We start from the raw sequence: 16,085 nt of genomic DNA, 5'->3' as shown, positions 1-16,085 counted from the left end.
GGATTATCCTCGGATCGCCCAGAAGGCCAGGTTCAAGCCCGGGAACTGCCCGGCGATGTGGAAGGCAAAACCGCCGGAGTTGCTCAACTGCTGCCAGTGCTCGCTGCCCCGATCAAGCTCGTAATAGGTGCTGCCCGCGTGGTACGGCAGTTGGCGCGGCGCCACCGGCAACGGCAGCAGGCCAATGCCCGGCAGTTGCAGGTTGACCATGTCGCGGATGTGCTCCACTGAGCCGACCTTGCTCTGCTGGCCGAAGCGCGCACGCAGGGTTTCGCCGGGCACATCGGCCCGCACCACGAGGATGAAACTGGCGCTGTCGAGTAGGGTTTTGTCGGCCAGCATGGCCACGTGGATGCCGTAGGCTTTCTCCACAATCGGGATCGGCGTGGCCTTGCTGTCGATCAGCATCGACAACGCTTCACGCAGGGCAGCCATCACGGGAATGAAGCTCAGGGCCAGGTCGTCATGTTGGTATTGCGGGTATTCCTGGGGGCGCCGGCCTGAAGTCGAAAAGGTGGAAAATTCACCGGCCAGGCTCACCAGCTCACTGAAGAAGCGCTCCGGGTGCAGTGGGCTCAACTGGCTGAAATGCTGGATCAGCGGCTGGGCGCGATTGACCAGTTGCAACAGCATGAAGTCGGCAATCTCCGAAGCGCCGCCAGCGCCCGAAGCCACCACGCGACCGGCCAGGGCTTCGCCACGCTGGTGCAACAAGCCGAGCAATTCACTGCGAAAGGCCGTCAATGGTTTGCTCGCGGCCACGTCCAGCACCGGCGGGATATACGTGTCATCGAGGACCAGCGCACGGTCGGCGCGTTTTTCCTTGATGCGTACCAGGCCGATAGCGGCGTAGTCGCTGATGCCGTCCTGCGCTGTCAGCAGGCGCAGCGCTCGCGAACCCACGGCCACTGGCGCACGGTTTTCGAATGGCGCGTTGTCGTCGCGCACTTCGCGCACCTGGCTCACATAACGCGCCGCCTCCAGGGCTTCGCCCTCGTCGACCGTGTCACGGGCGCCGGCGCGCTTGAGCGGCAGGGCCAGGTACACCAGGCCGTCGCGCAGGCTGTCGTCGATATTCAACGGGCTCGGCGCCAGGTCATCCTGGGGGATATTGAACGGTGTGCCGTCAGGCAACAGGCCCCGGGCCGACACAATCGCCAGCTTGCCCTGGGCCAGCAGGCCCTGGTCGATCAGCAACTCGGAAAAGCCCCAGGCGCCGGCCGACAACGGACGGCTGCGGGCATCGATCAGGTTTTCCAGGTAACGGTCATGCTGCTGGAAGTGCTGCGTTCCGATGAACATGCCTTCCGACCAGACCACGCGATTGTTCCAGGACATGGGGGCTCCGATTGCTTGTTATTGGGCTGGGCTGGATGGGGCAACCACGACGTCGGCGCGCACGGCACGCACATCGAGGCTGATCTGGTGTTCGCTGGCTTGACGCGGCGGCACGTTGATGACGGTGCGCCATTGCGCACGGTCCAACTCGCGATAGCCCACCAGCAAGCCGATCTGGCGCGTGGCCGGGTTGAGGTCGCGCTGGATGCTCAGTTGCTGGCCGGGTTGGATCATCACTTCATCCTGGTCCAGCAGGTCGAGGCCGAGGGTGGATTGCGCCCGGTCAGCCAGGGCAAAGTAATCGGAGCGCGCAAAGGTGGCGGCGTTTTTCAGCTCGAAAATACGCACCCGTACCGGCGCAGCCTGGCCATTGGCGCCGGGGTTAAGCCCGGCAATCGCGTGAAAGTGCAACTCGACGACAGCGGTGTTGGTGCTGGCCTCGGCTTCAGCCGCCGCTTGGGGTTTGACCGCGTCGTTGGCACACGCTGTCAGCAGCAGCGCGGTAGCGGCTGCGAGTAAAAACCTGGGAATCATCCTGCGTCCTCAATGACGTACTTAGCTATCCGTTTTATCCATTAGTGCAACGCGTTTTTAGCGTCGCTGTCGTGCGCTGTGTTCCTCGTAGGCCCGGCTGAATTCGCGGCCGAACAGGTCCTGGAAATCCTCCTGGGCCTCGCGGGAAATATTGCTGTAAAGCTCGGTGAACTGCTGCCAGTACTGGGCCTGGCGCGAGCCGTTGAAAATACTTGAGAGACCACCGGGCTTGCCCATGCGCTCTTCCAACTGCGCCGGTTCAAAGCGCATGAGCAAGTGCTTGATCGCCGCTTCCACGCCGGCCATGACCGCCAACTGGTGGGCGCGCAGGTCATCGAAACTGTCACGCACAGCGATGTCCGGCGCCATAAACGCCTGGTTGCCGTGGCGAAGCAACAGCAGTAACGCTTCGTCGGCATTCGGGGCAAATTTCAACGGATTGTTTTCGGCGGGTCGGATCATCGTCTGCTGCATGCGGAACTCGCCCTTGAGGCTGGCCCGGGCACGTAATACGTCGATCAGGCCCTCGACCATCAATCGGTAGCTGCGGCCAATGCTTTCCATCTGGGCGCAGGCGTCTGCCTTGTCCAGGCGTAGCTGATCGAGGCCGGCGCCACGCAGGAAGGCTTGCAAGAGATCGGGTTGTGGCTCGGCGTCGGCCACGGGGAGCGCAACAGGCTCGACCACTGGTGGTGACGGGATAATCGGTGCGGGCGGAGGAACAGCAGTGGCGACCGGCGCGGGTGCCTCGCCAAAGGGGTCCCAGTCTTCGGGAATAACCGAACCTTGCACCTGCGGTTTTTCAGGCGCGGGTACAGGTACAGCAACCGGGGCCGGCGGGCGGAAATCGTGTTGTTCGCTCGGCACATGGTCCGCCACGGTAGGCGGCGGCACGGCGGTGGGGCTGAGGAAGTCGAACAGGTCCGGCAGAGTCTCCATCGACGAGGCCCCATGGAACTGCGGCGCGATCATCGGCGTTGGCGCGGGCGTGCTCGCCACGGCGCCCATCAGCGCTTCAAAACTGTTCGGCGAATCACCGGCAAACGGCTGGCTGTCGACGGCCTGCACGTTGAAGTCGATACGTGCCTGGATTTCATAATCGCCGATGCGGATCAACTCGCCATCTTGCAACGGCTCGCTGTTACCCCTGCGCAAACGGATACCGGCATTAACCAGCTCCACCCCGTTTGTACTGTTATCGGTTAAGTAATAACGGCCATCTTTGTATTGAATAACGCAATGTTGGGAGGAGACGAGACGCTCAGGGTCAGGCAATACCCAGTCATTGTCCGAACTGCGGCCAATAGCCATCACGCCCTGATCCATGGACTTTTCGGGGCATTGCCCAGGGGTAATCTTGTGATAACTAGTGATAGTCAAACACAGCGACATCTTGCCTCCTTGCTGATACATCGCGCGCGGTGGATCCAAAGGCAACGCGTCCCTGGATATCCCCGCAAGGTCGTGCGAACGACCATCAAAATCTGTTTTTACCAGCATGATCGCTGATCTTAACTGGCTTCCATGACAAAAATCCTTTGTTGGGACGCTGTTCGACCCATCAGTCGCGCAGGTTGTTAAACACCACACATCTGTCACAGAGGGCGAATAGCTTACCTTGACAATGCATAACTACTACACCAAAAATGCACAACTTCTTGAACATCATTGATGGCACAGTAGTGGCACTCTGCCTATATGCTCAAGAAAACATGCAAAGTTGTTCGCGCAACTAATGCATGCATTGCCCGCCCTCCAGCGGGCTGATAAGGAGATCAAATACAGTGGATGTGCCGTTGCTGCTCACCGCCGTTTCCGCGACTTCGCCCTGTGGCGAAGACATGGAATATGACGCGCAATTTCTGCAATTGGAACGTGACGCCAAGGGCCAACCCGAGCGCAGCATGGGCGATTCGATCCTGCCCGCTGAACCGCCGGAATGGCGCAGCATCCAGCAGCAAAGCCTAGACTTGTTGCAGCGCAGCAAAGACCTGCGCATCACCCATTTTCTACTGCAAAGCTCCCTCGCCCTCCAGGGTGTGGCCGGGCTGGCCGAAGCCCTTACGTTGATCAACGCCCTGCTGCGCGAATACTGGGCCGACCTGCATCCGCGCCTGGATGCCGACGACGATAACGACCCCACCGTACGCATCAACGCTCTCACCGGCTTGACCTGCGACACGAACATTCGTCTGCTGCGCGAAAGCATTCTCACGCGCTCGCGCACCTTCGGCCCCGTGAGCCTGCGCGCTGCGCTCAACGCCAGCGGCTTGCAGAGTTTCGCCGATGAGCAACTGGGCAACCAGCAACTCAATGCCGCGTTCCTCGACAGCGACCCCGAACACCTGCAAGCCACCCGCGACGCCCTGATTGCGGCGCGTACAGCCTGCGAAGCCATCGAACAACAGGTCAATGACCAGGTCGGTTCCGCCCAGGGCGTGGACCTCAGCGCCTTGAAGCAGCCGCTCAAGCAGGCCCTGCAAATACTCAATCAAGCGGTGCCAGGCACCGACAGCAGCAGCGATCCCGAGGCCGTCAGTGAAGACGATGCCCCCTCGGTCGACTACGCCGCTGCGCCCGCAGTCCCTCGCCCGACCGGCGACATCGCCACGCGCGATGATGTGCTGCGCAGCCTCGACAAAATCCTTGCGTACTACACCCGGCACGAGCCTTCGAGCCCGCTGCCGGTGTTGTTGAACCGAGCGAAGAATCTGGTGCACGCCGACTTCGCGGCCATCGTGCGCAATCTGATTCCCGACGGCATGTCCCAATTTGAAAACCTGCGCGGCCCGGACAGCGAGTAAGCCGCCGGACCGTGCAGTAACAACACCGTCGCTCAAGCGACCAGGAGCAGCAACGTGGCGAAGCAAAGTTCTCAGAAATTCATCGCGCGCAACCGCGCGCCTCGAGTGCAGATCGAGTACGACGTCGAGCTCTACGGCGCCGAGAAAAAGGTCCAGCTGCCCTTCGTGATGGGCGTGATGGCCGACCTCGCCGGCAAGCCCGCCGAGCCTCTGGCACCCGTGGCCGACCGCAAGTTCCTTGAAGTGGACGTCGACAACTTCGACTCGCGCCTCAAGGCCATGCAGCCGCGCGTGGCGTTCCACGTACCCAATGAGCTGACAGGCGAAGGCAACCTGAGCCTGGACATCACCTTCGAAAGCATGGACGACTTCAGCCCGGCCGCCGTGGCGCGCAAAGTCGACTCCTTGAACAAGCTGCTCGAAGCACGCACTCAGTTGGCCAACCTGCTGACCTACATGGACGGCAAGACCGGCGCTGAAGAAATCATCATGAAGGCAATCAAGGACCCGGCACTGCTTCAGGCACTTGCCAGCGCGCCTAAGCCTGCAGGGGACCAGTAATCATGACTGACAATACCGTGCGCGAAGGCGCCCAGAACCTGGGCGCCACCGAAGAAACCAGCGAGTTCGCGAACCTGCTGCTGCAAGAATTCAAGCCCAAGACCGAGCGTGCCCGCGAAGCGGTGGAAACCGCAGTGCGCACCCTGGCTGAACAAGCCCTGGCGCAAACCGACCTGGTGTCCAACGACGCGATCAAGTCGATCGAATCGATCATCGCCGCCATCGACGCCAAGCTCACCGCCCAGGTCAACCAGATCATCCACCACCAGGATTTCCAGCAGCTGGAAAGCGCCTGGCGTGGCCTGCACTACCTGGTCAACAACACCGAGAGCGATGAGCAACTGAAGATTCGCGTGCTCAACATTTCCAAGCCGGAGCTGCACAAGACCCTGAAGAAATTCAAGGGCACCGCGTGGGACCAGAGCCCGATCTTCAAGAAGATGTACGAAGAAGAATACGGCCAGTTCGGCGGCGAACCCTACGGCTGCCTGGTGGGCGATTACTACTTCGACCAGTCACCACCCGACGTAGAACTATTGGGCGAGCTCTCGAAAGTCTGCGCCGCCATGCACTCGCCCTTCATCGCTGCGGCCTCGCCGACCGTGATGGGCATGGGCTCCTGGCAGGAACTGTCGAACCCGCGCGACCTGACCAAGATCTTCACCACCCCGGAGTACGCCGGCTGGCGCTCGCTGCGTGAGTCGGAAGACTCGCGCTATATCGGCCTGACCATGCCGCGCTTCCTGGCGCGCCTGCCGTATGGCGCCAAGACCGATCCGGTGGAAGCCTTCGCCTTCGAAGAAAACACCGACGGCGCCGACAGCTCCAAGTACACCTGGGCCAACGCCGCGTACGCAATGGCGGTGAACATCAACCGTTCGTTCAAGCACTACGGCTGGTGCTCGCGCATCCGTGGCATCGAGTCCGGCGGCGAAGTGGAAAACCTGCCGGCCCATACCTTCCCTACCGATGACGGTGGTGTGGACATGAAGTGCCCGACCGAAATCGCCATCAGCGACCGCCGTGAAGCGGAATTGGCGAAGAACGGTTTCATGCCGCTGCTGCACAAGAAAAACACCGACTTCGCCGCGTTCATCGGCGCGCAGTCGTTGCAGAAACCGGCCGAATACGACGACCCGGACGCCACCGCCAACGCCAACCTGGCCGCGCGCCTGCCGTACCTGTTCGCCACCTGCCGTTTCGCCCATTACTTGAAGTGCATCGTGCGCGACAAGATCGGTTCCTTCAAAGAGAAGGACGAGATGCAGCGCTGGTTGCAGGACTGGATCCTCAACTACGTCGACGGCGACCCTGCGCACTCCACTGAAACCACCAAGGCCCAGCACCCGTTGGCGGCTGCCGAAGTGATCGTCGAGGAAGTCGAAGGCAACCCGGGGTATTACAACTCCAAGTTCTACCTGCGCCCGCACTACCAGCTTGAAGGGCTGACGGTGTCGTTGCGCCTGGTATCGAAGCTGCCTTCTGCCAAGAGCGCGTAAAAAATCGGGACTGGCTCGCTCCCTGTAGGAGCGAGCTTGCTCGCGAAAAACTTGAAGGCGCTGCGTTCATCCAGGATGCCCGCGTCACCGTTGACGACCTTCGCGAGCAAGCTCGCTCCTACAGGGGTCGGCGGCGTTAACAAATACAGTGGCTCAGACCACACAGGGAGAAAACATGGCTGTTGATATTTTCATCAAGATCGGCGACATCAAGGGCGAGTCCATGGACAAGGCCCACAAGGACGAAATCGACGTGTTGAACTGGAGCTGGGGCATGGCCCAGTCCGGCAACATGCACGTCGGCGGTGGCGGCGGTGCGGGCAAGGTGAATATCCAGGACCTGTCGCTGACCAAGTACGTCGACAAGGCTTCGCCCAACCTGATGATGCACTGCGCCAGCGGCAAGCACATCGACAAGGTCAAGCTGACCGTGCGCAAGGCCGGTGGTGAAAGCCAGGTCGAGTACATGGTGATCAACCTGGAAGAAGTGCTGGTCACGTCCCTGAGCACTGGCGGCTCGGGCACCGATGATCGCCTGACCGAAAACGTCACCCTGAACTTTGCCCAAGTGATGGTCGACTACCAGCCGCAGAAAGCCGACGGCACCAAAGACGGCGGCCCAATCAAGTTCGGCTGGAATATCCGTTCCAACACCAAGCGTTGATACGAAGACCCCTGGCGCCACGCGCCGGGGTTTTTTGGTGCTTGCTCGAGTTTCGACCTTCTCCTTTTCGGTATCTGAGTCATGGCCAAACCCACCCTGCAATGCATACTGTCCGTGAGCATGCTGTTGAGCCTGAATGCCTGTGCGGAGCAAGCTGAACAAATCGACGCCACCCAATCAAACCCCGAGGTGGTGGTTGGAGGTCAACGACTGACCTTGGAAAATCATGCACAACGCTGTGCATTGCGTAAGCCCGACCAGAGCCTGTTTACTCTGGATATGCCTTGGCCTTGCCATTTGAGCATCGACCGCAAGGGCCAGCCAAGGGTCGAGAACTTTAACAATGCACAGATCATCATTGTGCAGCACTTTGCACCAGAACCTGCACCGAGCCAGGAGTGTCGCTCTCAGTATCAAGCCATCAGACATATTGAGGGTCGCTTGGAGGCGTCTATGGTTGCCCACGGCGGTCGTTGTTTGCTTGGCGCTATGGACCAGAAAAATTTCGTGGCACTCTTTACGTGGTAACCGAAATCGCCACCCGCGACCGTCTGCAACCGTCCCTGCTGGACCGGTTGACCGACGACGACCCGACCAACCCCAAGGAAAGCGCCGACAAACGCGTGCTGTCCCTGACCCAATTGAAAGCCTCGGTGCTACGTGACCTGGCGTGGCTGCTCAACACCACGTCGTTGCTGGATGCCGATGCCACGCTGCACACCCCGGCCGGCACCTCGGTGGTCAATTACGGCCTACCCGCGCTGGCAGGCAACAGCGTTTCAAGTGTCGATATAAAAGCGCTTGAAGCCTTGATCTACCAGGCCATCGCCACCTTCGAACCGCGCATCCTGCGTCACACCCTGCGGGTCAAAGCCCGCGTCGGCCATGGTGAGATGAATCACAACGCCCTGAGTTTCGAGATCGAAGGCGACCTGTGGGCGCAGCCGGTGCCATTGCGCCTGTTGCTGCAGACCGACCTCGACCTGGAATCCGGCCATGTGCGTGTGGTCAACGCCGACCAGCGGAGGCGCCCATGAACCCGCGCCTGCTGGAGCTGTACAACCAGGAACTGCACCATGTGCGCGAAAGCGCCGCCGAGTTCGCCAAGGAATACCCGAAGATCGCCAGTCGGCTGACCCTGTCCGGTATGGACTGCGCCGACCCGTACGTCGAACGCTTGCTTGAGGGCTTTGCCTACCTCACCGCCCGCGTACAGCTCAAACTCGACGCCGAGTACCCGACCTTCACCCACAACCTGCTGGAAATCGCCTACCCGCACTACCTGGCACCGACGCCGTCGATGACCGTGGTGCAATTGCAGACCGACCCTGACGAGGGCTCCCTGGCCGGCGGTTTCCCGCTGCCTCGCGACACGGTCTTGCGTGCTGCCCTGGGCCGCGAAACCCAGACCTGCTGCGAGTATCGCACCGCGCACCCGGTGACGTTGTGGCCGTTGCAGGTCAGTAATGCCGAGTACTTCGGCAACCCCGCCGCCGTGCTCGGGCGTCTGGCCGCCAGTGAGCCGAAAGCCAAGGCCGGTCTGCGCCTGACCCTGCGTACCGGCGCCGAATTGAAATTCAACAGCCTCGACCTGGATACCCTGCCGCTGTACTTGAGCGGCGCCGATGAGCAACCGTTCCGCCTCTACGAACAACTGCTGGGCAACGCCTGCGCGGTGTTTGCGCGCAAACCCGGTGGCGATTGGATCGAGCGCCTGCCCCAGGACGCGTTGCGCTCGCGGGGTTTCGACGATGCCGACGCAGCCATGCCGGTGGTGGCGCGGGCGTTCCAGGGCTATCGCTTGTTGCAGGAATACTTCGCCCTGCCCCATCGTTTCCTGTTCGTCGAGTTCGCCGAGTTGGGCCGGGCGGTCAAGCGCTGCGACGGCCAGGAGCTGGAGCTGATCGTGCTGTTCGACCGTCATGAACCGAGCCTGGAGGGCAGCGTCGGCGCGGCGCAGTTCCTGCCGTTCTGCACGCCGGCGATCAACCTGTTCCCCAAGCGCGTGGACCGCATTCACTTGTCAGACCGCGTCAACGAACACCATGTGATCGCCGACCGCACGCGCCCGATGGATTTCGAGATTCACTCATTGAGCGGTATCACCGGCCACGGCACCGGGCCGGAGCAGCCGTTTTTGCCGTTCTATGCAGTGCGTGATCCTTCGCGCTATGGTCGCGACCAGGCTTACTACACCCTGCGCCGTGAACCACGGGTATTGTCCAGCGACCAGCGGCGCAACGGCCCACGCTCCACCTATGTGGGCAGCGAAACCTTCGTCAGCCTGGTGGACAGCCGCCAGGCGCCCTACGGCCACGACTTGCGCCAGTTGGGCGTCACGGCATTGTGCACCAACCGCGACTTGCCGCTGTTCATGAGCGTGGGCAACGGCAAGACCGATTTCACCCTGGCCGACAGCGCCCCGGTATTGTCCGTGCGCTGCGTCGCCGGTCCGAGCCGCCCGCGTGCCAGCCACGCTCATGACGCCAAGGCCTGGCGCCTGATCAGCCAGTTGTCGCTTAACTACCTATCCTTGAGCGAACAGGGCCAGGGTGCCGGCGCCCTGCGTGAACTGCTGCGCCTGTACGGCGACAGCAACGACGCCGCCCTGCAATTACAGATCGAGGGCCTGCGTGAAGTCAGCAGCAAGGCCGTGACTCGGCGCTTGCCGATGCCCGGCCCGATTGTGTTTGGCCGTGGTTTGGAAATCACGCTGGAGTTCGATGAAAACGCGTTTCGCGGTACCGGTGTGTTCCTGCTCGGTGCGGTGCTGGAGCGCTTCCTGGCACGCTACGTGTCGATCAACAGTTTTACCGAGACGGTGATCCGTACCACCGAACGCGGCGAGATCATGCGATGGAAAGCCAAGCCCGGACGACGTCCGACCCTGTGAGTACCCTGGATGCGATGCATCAGGAGCCCTGGGAATATGACTTTTTCCAGGCGCTGCGGCGTATCGAGTGCGAATCGCCGCAGTTGCCGCGCCTGGGCCATTCCCTGCGTCTGGCGGATGACCCGTTGCGCCTCGGGCAACAGGCCGACTGCACCTTCGCCCCGGCCACCTTGGCTGCGGTCGATCCCGGTGGCGACGGCAAGCCGGCACGGCTCGAACAATTCTTCTTCGGCCTGGGCGGCCCCAATGGCCCGCTGCCGTTGCATATCACCGAATACGTACGCGAGCGTCAGCGCAACAACGCCGACAGCACCAGCAAGCAATTCCTGGACGTGTTCCACCACCGCTTGCTGAGCCTGTTCTACCGGGCCTGGGCCGAGGCGCGGCCGACGGTCAGCCACGACCGCCCGGACGATGACTACTGGTCGGCACGCCTCGCCGCCTTGAGTGGTCGCGGCATGCCAAGCCTGCAGAATCAGGGGCTCATCCCGGATACCGCAAAGCTGCATTACAGCGGCCATCTGTCGGCGCAAACCCGCTATCCGGATGGCTTGAAGGCGATCCTCGGCGAGTATTTCGGCCTGCCGGTAGCCATCGAGGAGTATGTCGGCCAATGGCTGGAACTGCCCGAGCGCAGCCGCGTGGGTATCAGCGCCAACCAGCTGGGCGTGGACTTTTGCCTGGGCAGCCATGTGTGGGACCGCCAGCATAAATTCCGTATCTGCCTGGGGCCGCTCACGCTGGACGACTACATGAGCATGTTGCCCGGCCAACAGCCTTTCAACGAGCTGGTGGCATGGGTGGCCGAGTACCTGGGCCATGAATTGGACTGGGACCTGAACCTGGTTTTGCAACAACCCGAAGTACCGGCGCTGCAACTCAATGGCCAGTTCCGCCTGGGCTTCAACACCTGGCTCGGCCAACCTCGGCATGACGCCAACGACCTAATCCTGGCCCGGCATTACGCCGACCACGCCACCACCACCTCAAGGAATCCAGAGCATGGGTGAAATCAGTCGCGCCGCACTGTTCGGCAAACTCAACAGCGTGGCCTACAAGGCCATCGAAGCCGCCACCGTGTTCTGCAAGTTGCGGGGCAACCCCTACGTAGAACTGGCCCACTGGTTTCACCAGTTGCTGCAATTGCAGGACTCGGACCTGCACCGCATCATCCGCCAGTTCAACGTCGAGCCGGCGCGCCTGGCCCGTGACCTCACAGAAGCCCTGGACCGCCTGCCGCGTGGCTCCACCTCAATCACCGACCTGTCCTCCCATGTGGAGGAAGCGGTAGAGCGCGGCTGGGTCTACGGCAGCCTGATGTTCGGCGAAAGCCAGGTGCGTACCGGCTACCTGGTGCTGGGCATTCTCAAGACGCCAAGCCTGCGCCACGCGCTGCTGGGGTTGTCTGCCGAGTTCGACAAGATCAAGGCCGAAGCCTTGAGTGAGCGCTTTGACGAATACGTCGGTGACTCGCCGGAAAACGCACTGACGGCCAGCGACGGATTCAATGCCGGCGCCGTGCCGGGCGAAGCCAGCGGTGCGATGGCGCCGAGCGCGATGGGCAAGCAGGAGGCCCTCAAGCGCTTCACCGTCGACCTGACCGAACAGGCGCGCAGCGGCAAGCTCGACCCTATCGTCGGCCGTGACGAAGAGATCCGCCAACTGGTGGATATCCTGATGCGTCGGCGCCAGAACAACCCGATCCTCACCGGTGAAGCCGGGGTGGGCAAGACTGCCGTGGTCGAGGGTTTCGCCCTGCGCATCGTCGCCGGTGACGTGCCGCCGGCCTTGAAAGATGTGGAACTGCGCAGCCTCGACGTGGGCCTGCTGCAAGCCGGCGCGAGCATGAAAGGTGAGTTCGAACAGCGCCTGCGCCAGGTCATCGAAGACGTGCAGGCCTCGCCCAAGCCGATCATCCTGTTTATCGACGAAGCCCATACCCTGGTGGGTGCCGGTGGTGCTGCCGGCACGGGTGACGCGGCCAACCTGCTCAAGCCTGCTCTTGCCCGTGGCACCTTGCGTACCGTGGCCGCCACCACTTGGGCCGAGTACAAGAAGCACATCGAGAAAGACCCGGCCCTGACCCGTCGCTTCCAGGTGGTACAGGTTGCCGAACCCTCGGAAGACAAGGCGCTGCTGATGATGCGCGGCGTGGCCTCGACCATGGAAAAACACCATCAGGTGCAGATCCTCGATGAAGCCTTGGAAGCCTCGGTGAAGCTGTCCCACCGCTACATCCCGGCACGCCAGTTGCCGGACAAATCCGTAAGCCTGCTCGACACCGCCTGCGCCCGCGTCGCCATCAGCCTGCACGCGGTGCCGGCCGAAGTGGACGACAGCCGCCGTCGCATCGAGGCCCTGGAAACCGAGCTGCAAATCATCGCCCGCGAACATGCCATCGGCATTTCGATTGGTGCACGCCAAACCAATAGCGAAGCGCTTTTGAGCGCTGAGCGTGAGCGTCTTGCAACGCTGGAAAGCCGCTGGGCCGAAGAGAAAACGCTGGTGGACGAACTGCTCGCCACACGTGCGACCTTGCGTGAACAAGCCGGCGTGGTAGACAGCTCCACCGATAACAACGAGAGCAACGAGCTGCGCGCCCAACTGGTCGACCTGCAACAGCGCCTCACCGCCCTGCAAGGCGAAACCCCGCTGATCCTGCCGACCGTGGATTACCAGGCCGTGGCCTCGGTAGTCGCCGATTGGACTGGCATCCCGGTGGGCCGCATGGCGCGCAACGAACTGGAGACCGTGCTCAACCTCGACCAGCACCTGAAGAAACGCATCATCGGTCAGGACCACGCCCTGCAGATGATCGCCAAGCGTATCCAGACTTCCCGCGCCGGCCTCGACAACCCGAGCAAGCCGATTGGCGTGTTCATGCTCGCCGGCACCTCGGGTGTGGGCAAGACCGAAACCGCCCTGGCCCTGGCCGAAGCCATGTATGGCGGCGAGCAGAACGTGATCACCATCAACATGAGCGAATTCCAGGAAGCCCATACCGTGTCGACCCTCAAGGGTGCGCCACCGGGCTATATCGGCTACGGCGAAGGCGGCGTACTGACCGAAGCCGTGCGGCGCAAACCCTACAGTGTGGTGTTGTTGGACGAGGTGGAAAAAGCCCACCCGGACGTGCATGAGATCTTCTTCCAAGTGTTCGACAAGGGCGTGATGGAGGACGGCGAAGGTCGCGTGATCGACTTCAAGAACACCTTGATCCTGCTGACCACCAACGCGGGTACCGAGCTGATTTCCCAGGTGTGCAAAGACCCGGCAAACATCCCCGAGCCGGAAGAAATCGCCAAGGCCCTGCGCCAGCCGCTGCTGGAGATTTTCCCGCCAGCGTTACTGGGGCGCCTGGTGACGATTCCTTACTACCCGCTCAGCGACGACATGCTCAAGGCGATCACGCGCCTGCAATTGAACCGCATCAAGAAGCGCGTGGAGAGCACCCACAAAGTGGCCTTCGACTACGACGACGCGGTGGTCGACCTGATCGTCTCGCGCTGCACCGAGACCGAAAGCGGCGGACGCATGATCGACACCATCCTCACCAACAGCCTGCTGCCGGACATGAGCCGTGAATTCCTCACGCGCATGCTCGAAGGCAAGGCGCTGGCGGGCGTGCGGATCAGCAGTCGGGATAACGAATTGCACTACGACTTCAGCGATTAACCTGAAGGAACACAGCTCAAATGTGGGAGGGGGCTTGCTCCCGATAGCGGTGCACCAGCCACCCAATATGTCAATTGACACACTGCTATCGGGAGCAAGCCCCCTCCCACATTTGGACTCGGTTTCTTCAGTTATTACGACACTTACGGGTTAACCGATGCTATTCAACCAAGCCTCACGCCTGGCCAAGATCACCAGCCCCCTCGGGCCGGATGTGCTGTTGCTCAATGAAATGGGCGGCGGTGAAGAGTTAGGAAGGCTGTTCAACTATGAGCTGCAACTGACGTCCCTGGACGCCAACATCGATCTCAACCAGTTGCTCGGCAAGCCGATGAGCGTGGGCCTGCAACTGGCGGACGGCAGCGAGCGGCACTTCCACGGCATCGTCGCCCGTTGCAGCCAGAACATCGACCAAGGGCAGTTCGCCAGTTACCAGGTGACGTTGCGCCCGTGGCTGTGGTTGCTCAGCCGCACGTCCGACTGCCGGATTTTCCAGAACCTGAGCATCCCGCAGATCATCAAGCAGGTGTTCCGCGACCTGGGGTTTTCCGACTTCGAAGACGCCCTGAGCCGGCCGTATCGCGAGTGGGAATACTGCGTGCAGTACCGCGAGACGAGTTTTGATTTCGTCAGCCGCCTGATGGAACAGGAAGGCATCTACTACTTCTTCCGCCATGAACAGGACCGCCATGTGCTGGTGCTGGCCGACGCCTATGGCGCCCACACCACGGTGCCAGGCTACGCGTCGATCCCCTACTACCCCAAGGACGAGCAACAGCGCGAACGCGACCATATGCACAACTGGCACCTGGCGCAGGAGGTGCAGCCGGGTTCGCTGGAGCTCAACGACTACGACTTCCAGCGCCCCAGCGCCAGCATCGACGTACGCTCGGCCATGCCGCGCCCGCACACCGCCGGCGACTACCCGCTGTACGACTACCCTGGCACCTACGTGCAAAGCGCCGACGGCGAACACTACGCGCGCACGCGCATCGAAGCGCTGCAAACCCTGCATGAGCAGATCGAGTTTGCCGGCAATGCGCGGGGCCTGGGCTCAGGCCATCTGTTCAGCCTCACCGGCTTCAGCCGCCAGGACCAGAACCGCGAATACCTGATCGTCGGCTGCCGCTACTACATCGTTCAGGAAAGCCTGGAAAGCGGCGGTGGCTCCGGTTCGGCGCAGTTCGAAAGCAGCCTGACCTGCATCGACGCCCAACAGAGTTTCCGCCCGCTGGCCAACACCCACCGGCCCATCGTCAAAGGCCCGCAGACTGCCTTGGTGGTCGGCCCCAAAGGCGAGGAAATCTGGACCGACCAATACGGCCGCGTGAAGGTGCATTTCTATTGGGACCGTCACGACCAATCCAATGAGAACAGCTCGTGCTGGATTCGCGTGTCGCAGTCCTGGGCCGGCAAGAACTGGGGCTCGATGCAGATCCCACGGATCGGCCAGGAAGTGATCGTCAGCTTCCTCGAAGGCGACCCCGACCGTCCGATCATCACCGGCCGCGTGTACAACGCCGAGCAGACCGTGCCCTACGATTTGCCGGAAAACGCGACCCAGAGCGGCATGAAAAGCCGTTCGAGCAAGGGCGGTACGCCGGCCAACTTCAATGAAATCCGCATGGAGGACAAGAAGGGGCTGGAGCAGCTGTATATCCATGCCGAACGCAATCAGGACATCGTGGTGGAGGTGGATGAAAGCCACTCGGTGGGGCATGACCGCAACAAGAGCATTGGGCATAACGAGACGGTGACCATCGGTAATAACCGGCTGCGGGTGGTGCGCAACAACGACACCGTGATCGTCGGTGGCGCCAAGTCGGACAGCGCCGCCACGCACTACACCATCGAAGCCGGCGAGAGCATTCGCCTGGTGTGCGGCGACAGTGTGATCGAGCTCAAGGCAGGCGGGGACATTAACCTGACCTGTGGCTCGTTCAACCTGTTTTCCACCGGCAGCAGCAAGATCCAGACGAAGGGCAAACTGGATATCAACCTGGGCAGTGACAAGGGCACCTCCCCCGGCGCCCAAGGTGTGCAAGGCACGATCAAGTCCGCCGTCGAATCAAAATTTCCCGGTACGCCCGGCGCTGGTCAATAACGAGATTTCTTCA

At 61.7% G+C, this 16,085-nt stretch carries 13 protein-coding genes; 10 read left to right on the top strand and 3 right to left on the bottom strand.

Annotated elements, in window-relative coordinates; all coding sequences use genetic code 11:
- Positions 1-3 precede the first annotated feature (3 nt).
- From tssK to tagH, 3 genes are read right to left on the bottom strand one after another with little or no spacing between them, the layout of a single operon-like run.
- Complete coding sequence (tssK, locus tag FRT59_RS11645; RefSeq protein WP_034116438.1) at positions 4-1,338, bottom strand: type VI secretion system baseplate subunit TssK; 1,335 nt, start codon at positions 1,336-1,338, stop codon at positions 4-6.
- 18 nt (positions 1,339-1,356) lie between these two features.
- Positions 1,357-1,872 carry a type VI secretion system lipoprotein TssJ gene (gene tssJ / locus FRT59_RS11640; protein WP_034116439.1) on the bottom strand — a complete coding sequence of 172 codons (516 nt, stop codon included), beginning with the start codon at positions 1,870-1,872 and terminating at the stop codon, positions 1,357-1,359.
- Positions 1,873-1,929: 57 nt separating this feature from the next.
- A complete protein-coding gene (tagH, locus tag FRT59_RS11635; RefSeq protein ID WP_153871279.1) occupies positions 1,930-3,264 on the bottom strand; it encodes a type VI secretion system-associated FHA domain protein TagH in 1,335 nt (444 codons plus the stop codon).
- A gap of 392 nt (positions 3,265-3,656) precedes the next feature.
- On the opposite strand from tagH, the gene tssA reads away from it, so the two are divergent.
- The 10 genes from tssA to FRT59_RS11585 all read left to right on the top strand — a co-directional run bounded on the left by tssA (position 3,657) and on the right by FRT59_RS11585 (position 16,072).
- Positions 3,657-4,676 (top strand): type VI secretion system protein TssA, encoded by a 1,020-nt coding sequence (gene tssA / locus FRT59_RS11630; protein WP_342449097.1) that lies wholly within the window; start codon positions 3,657-3,659, stop codon positions 4,674-4,676.
- Positions 4,677-4,730: 54 nt separating this feature from the next.
- Complete coding sequence (tssB, locus tag FRT59_RS11625; RefSeq protein ID WP_010168268.1) at positions 4,731-5,237, top strand: type VI secretion system contractile sheath small subunit; 507 nt, start codon at positions 4,731-4,733, stop codon at positions 5,235-5,237.
- 2 nt (positions 5,238-5,239) lie between these two features.
- Positions 5,240-6,736 (top strand): type VI secretion system contractile sheath large subunit, encoded by a 1,497-nt coding sequence (gene tssC, locus FRT59_RS11620; protein WP_034116442.1) that lies wholly within the window; start codon positions 5,240-5,242, stop codon positions 6,734-6,736.
- 175 nt (positions 6,737-6,911) lie between these two features.
- Positions 6,912-7,400 carry an Hcp family type VI secretion system effector gene (locus FRT59_RS11615; RefSeq protein ID WP_034116443.1) on the top strand — a complete coding sequence of 163 codons (489 nt, stop codon included), beginning with the start codon at positions 6,912-6,914 and terminating at the stop codon, positions 7,398-7,400.
- 81 nt (positions 7,401-7,481) lie between these two features.
- Positions 7,482-7,928 carry a hypothetical protein gene (locus FRT59_RS11610; RefSeq protein ID WP_153871277.1) on the top strand — a complete coding sequence of 149 codons (447 nt, stop codon included), beginning with the start codon at positions 7,482-7,484 and terminating at the stop codon, positions 7,926-7,928.
- Complete coding sequence (tssE, locus tag FRT59_RS11605) at positions 7,922-8,437, top strand: type VI secretion system baseplate subunit TssE (RefSeq protein ID WP_034116446.1); 516 nt, start codon at positions 7,922-7,924, stop codon at positions 8,435-8,437. The genes FRT59_RS11610 and tssE overlap by 7 nt, the downstream gene beginning before the upstream one ends.
- A complete protein-coding gene (gene tssF / locus FRT59_RS11600; RefSeq protein WP_153837341.1) occupies positions 8,434-10,293 on the top strand; it encodes a type VI secretion system baseplate subunit TssF in 1,860 nt (619 codons plus the stop codon). Before tssE ends, tssF begins: the two co-directional genes overlap by 4 nt.
- Positions 10,257-11,303, top strand: a complete 1,047-nt coding sequence (gene tssG / locus FRT59_RS11595) for a type VI secretion system baseplate subunit TssG (RefSeq protein WP_153871276.1) — start codon at positions 10,257-10,259, stop codon at positions 11,301-11,303. The genes tssF and tssG overlap by 37 nt, the downstream gene beginning before the upstream one ends.
- On the top strand, positions 11,296-13,968 hold the full coding sequence (gene tssH / locus FRT59_RS11590; RefSeq protein WP_034116449.1) for a type VI secretion system ATPase TssH: 2,673 nt from the start codon (positions 11,296-11,298) through the stop codon (positions 13,966-13,968). The genes tssG and tssH overlap by 8 nt, the downstream gene beginning before the upstream one ends.
- 157 nt (positions 13,969-14,125) lie before the next feature.
- The gene (locus FRT59_RS11585; RefSeq protein ID WP_153871275.1) at positions 14,126-16,072 is read left to right on the top strand and encodes a type VI secretion system Vgr family protein; all 1,947 of its coding nucleotides are present in this window, start codon (positions 14,126-14,128) and stop codon (positions 16,070-16,072) included.
- The last annotated feature ends 13 nt before the right edge of the window (positions 16,073-16,085 follow it).

Source organism: Pseudomonas haemolytica, from assembly GCF_009659625.1.
Taxonomy (GTDB): Bacteria; Pseudomonadota; Gammaproteobacteria; order Pseudomonadales; family Pseudomonadaceae; genus Aquipseudomonas; species Aquipseudomonas haemolytica.
This window is presented reverse-complemented; position numbering and strand designations above follow the sequence as displayed.

Bases quoted from the DNA above. Each gene is read 5' to 3' on its own strand.
- tssK (WP_034116438.1), bottom strand. From the start codon at position 1,338: ATGTCCTGGAACAATCGCGTGGTCTGGTCGGAAGGCATGTTCATCGGA.
- tssJ (WP_034116439.1), bottom strand. From the start codon at position 1,872: ATGATTCCCAGGTTTTTACTCGCAGCCGCTACCGCGCTGCTGCTGACA.
- tagH (WP_153871279.1), bottom strand. From the start codon at position 3,264: ATGTCGCTGTGTTTGACTATCACTAGTTATCACAAGATTACCCCTGGG.
- tssC (WP_034116442.1), top strand. From the start codon at position 5,240: ATGACTGACAATACCGTGCGCGAAGGCGCCCAGAACCTGGGCGCCACC.
- FRT59_RS11615 (WP_034116443.1), top strand. From the start codon at position 6,912: ATGGCTGTTGATATTTTCATCAAGATCGGCGACATCAAGGGCGAGTCC.
- FRT59_RS11610 (WP_153871277.1), top strand. From the start codon at position 7,482: ATGGCCAAACCCACCCTGCAATGCATACTGTCCGTGAGCATGCTGTTG.
- tssF (WP_153837341.1), top strand. From the start codon at position 8,434: ATGAACCCGCGCCTGCTGGAGCTGTACAACCAGGAACTGCACCATGTG.
- tssG (WP_153871276.1), top strand. From the start codon at position 10,257: ATGGAAAGCCAAGCCCGGACGACGTCCGACCCTGTGAGTACCCTGGAT.
- tssH (WP_034116449.1), top strand. From the start codon at position 11,296: ATGGGTGAAATCAGTCGCGCCGCACTGTTCGGCAAACTCAACAGCGTG.
- FRT59_RS11585 (WP_153871275.1), top strand. From the start codon at position 14,126: ATGCTATTCAACCAAGCCTCACGCCTGGCCAAGATCACCAGCCCCCTC.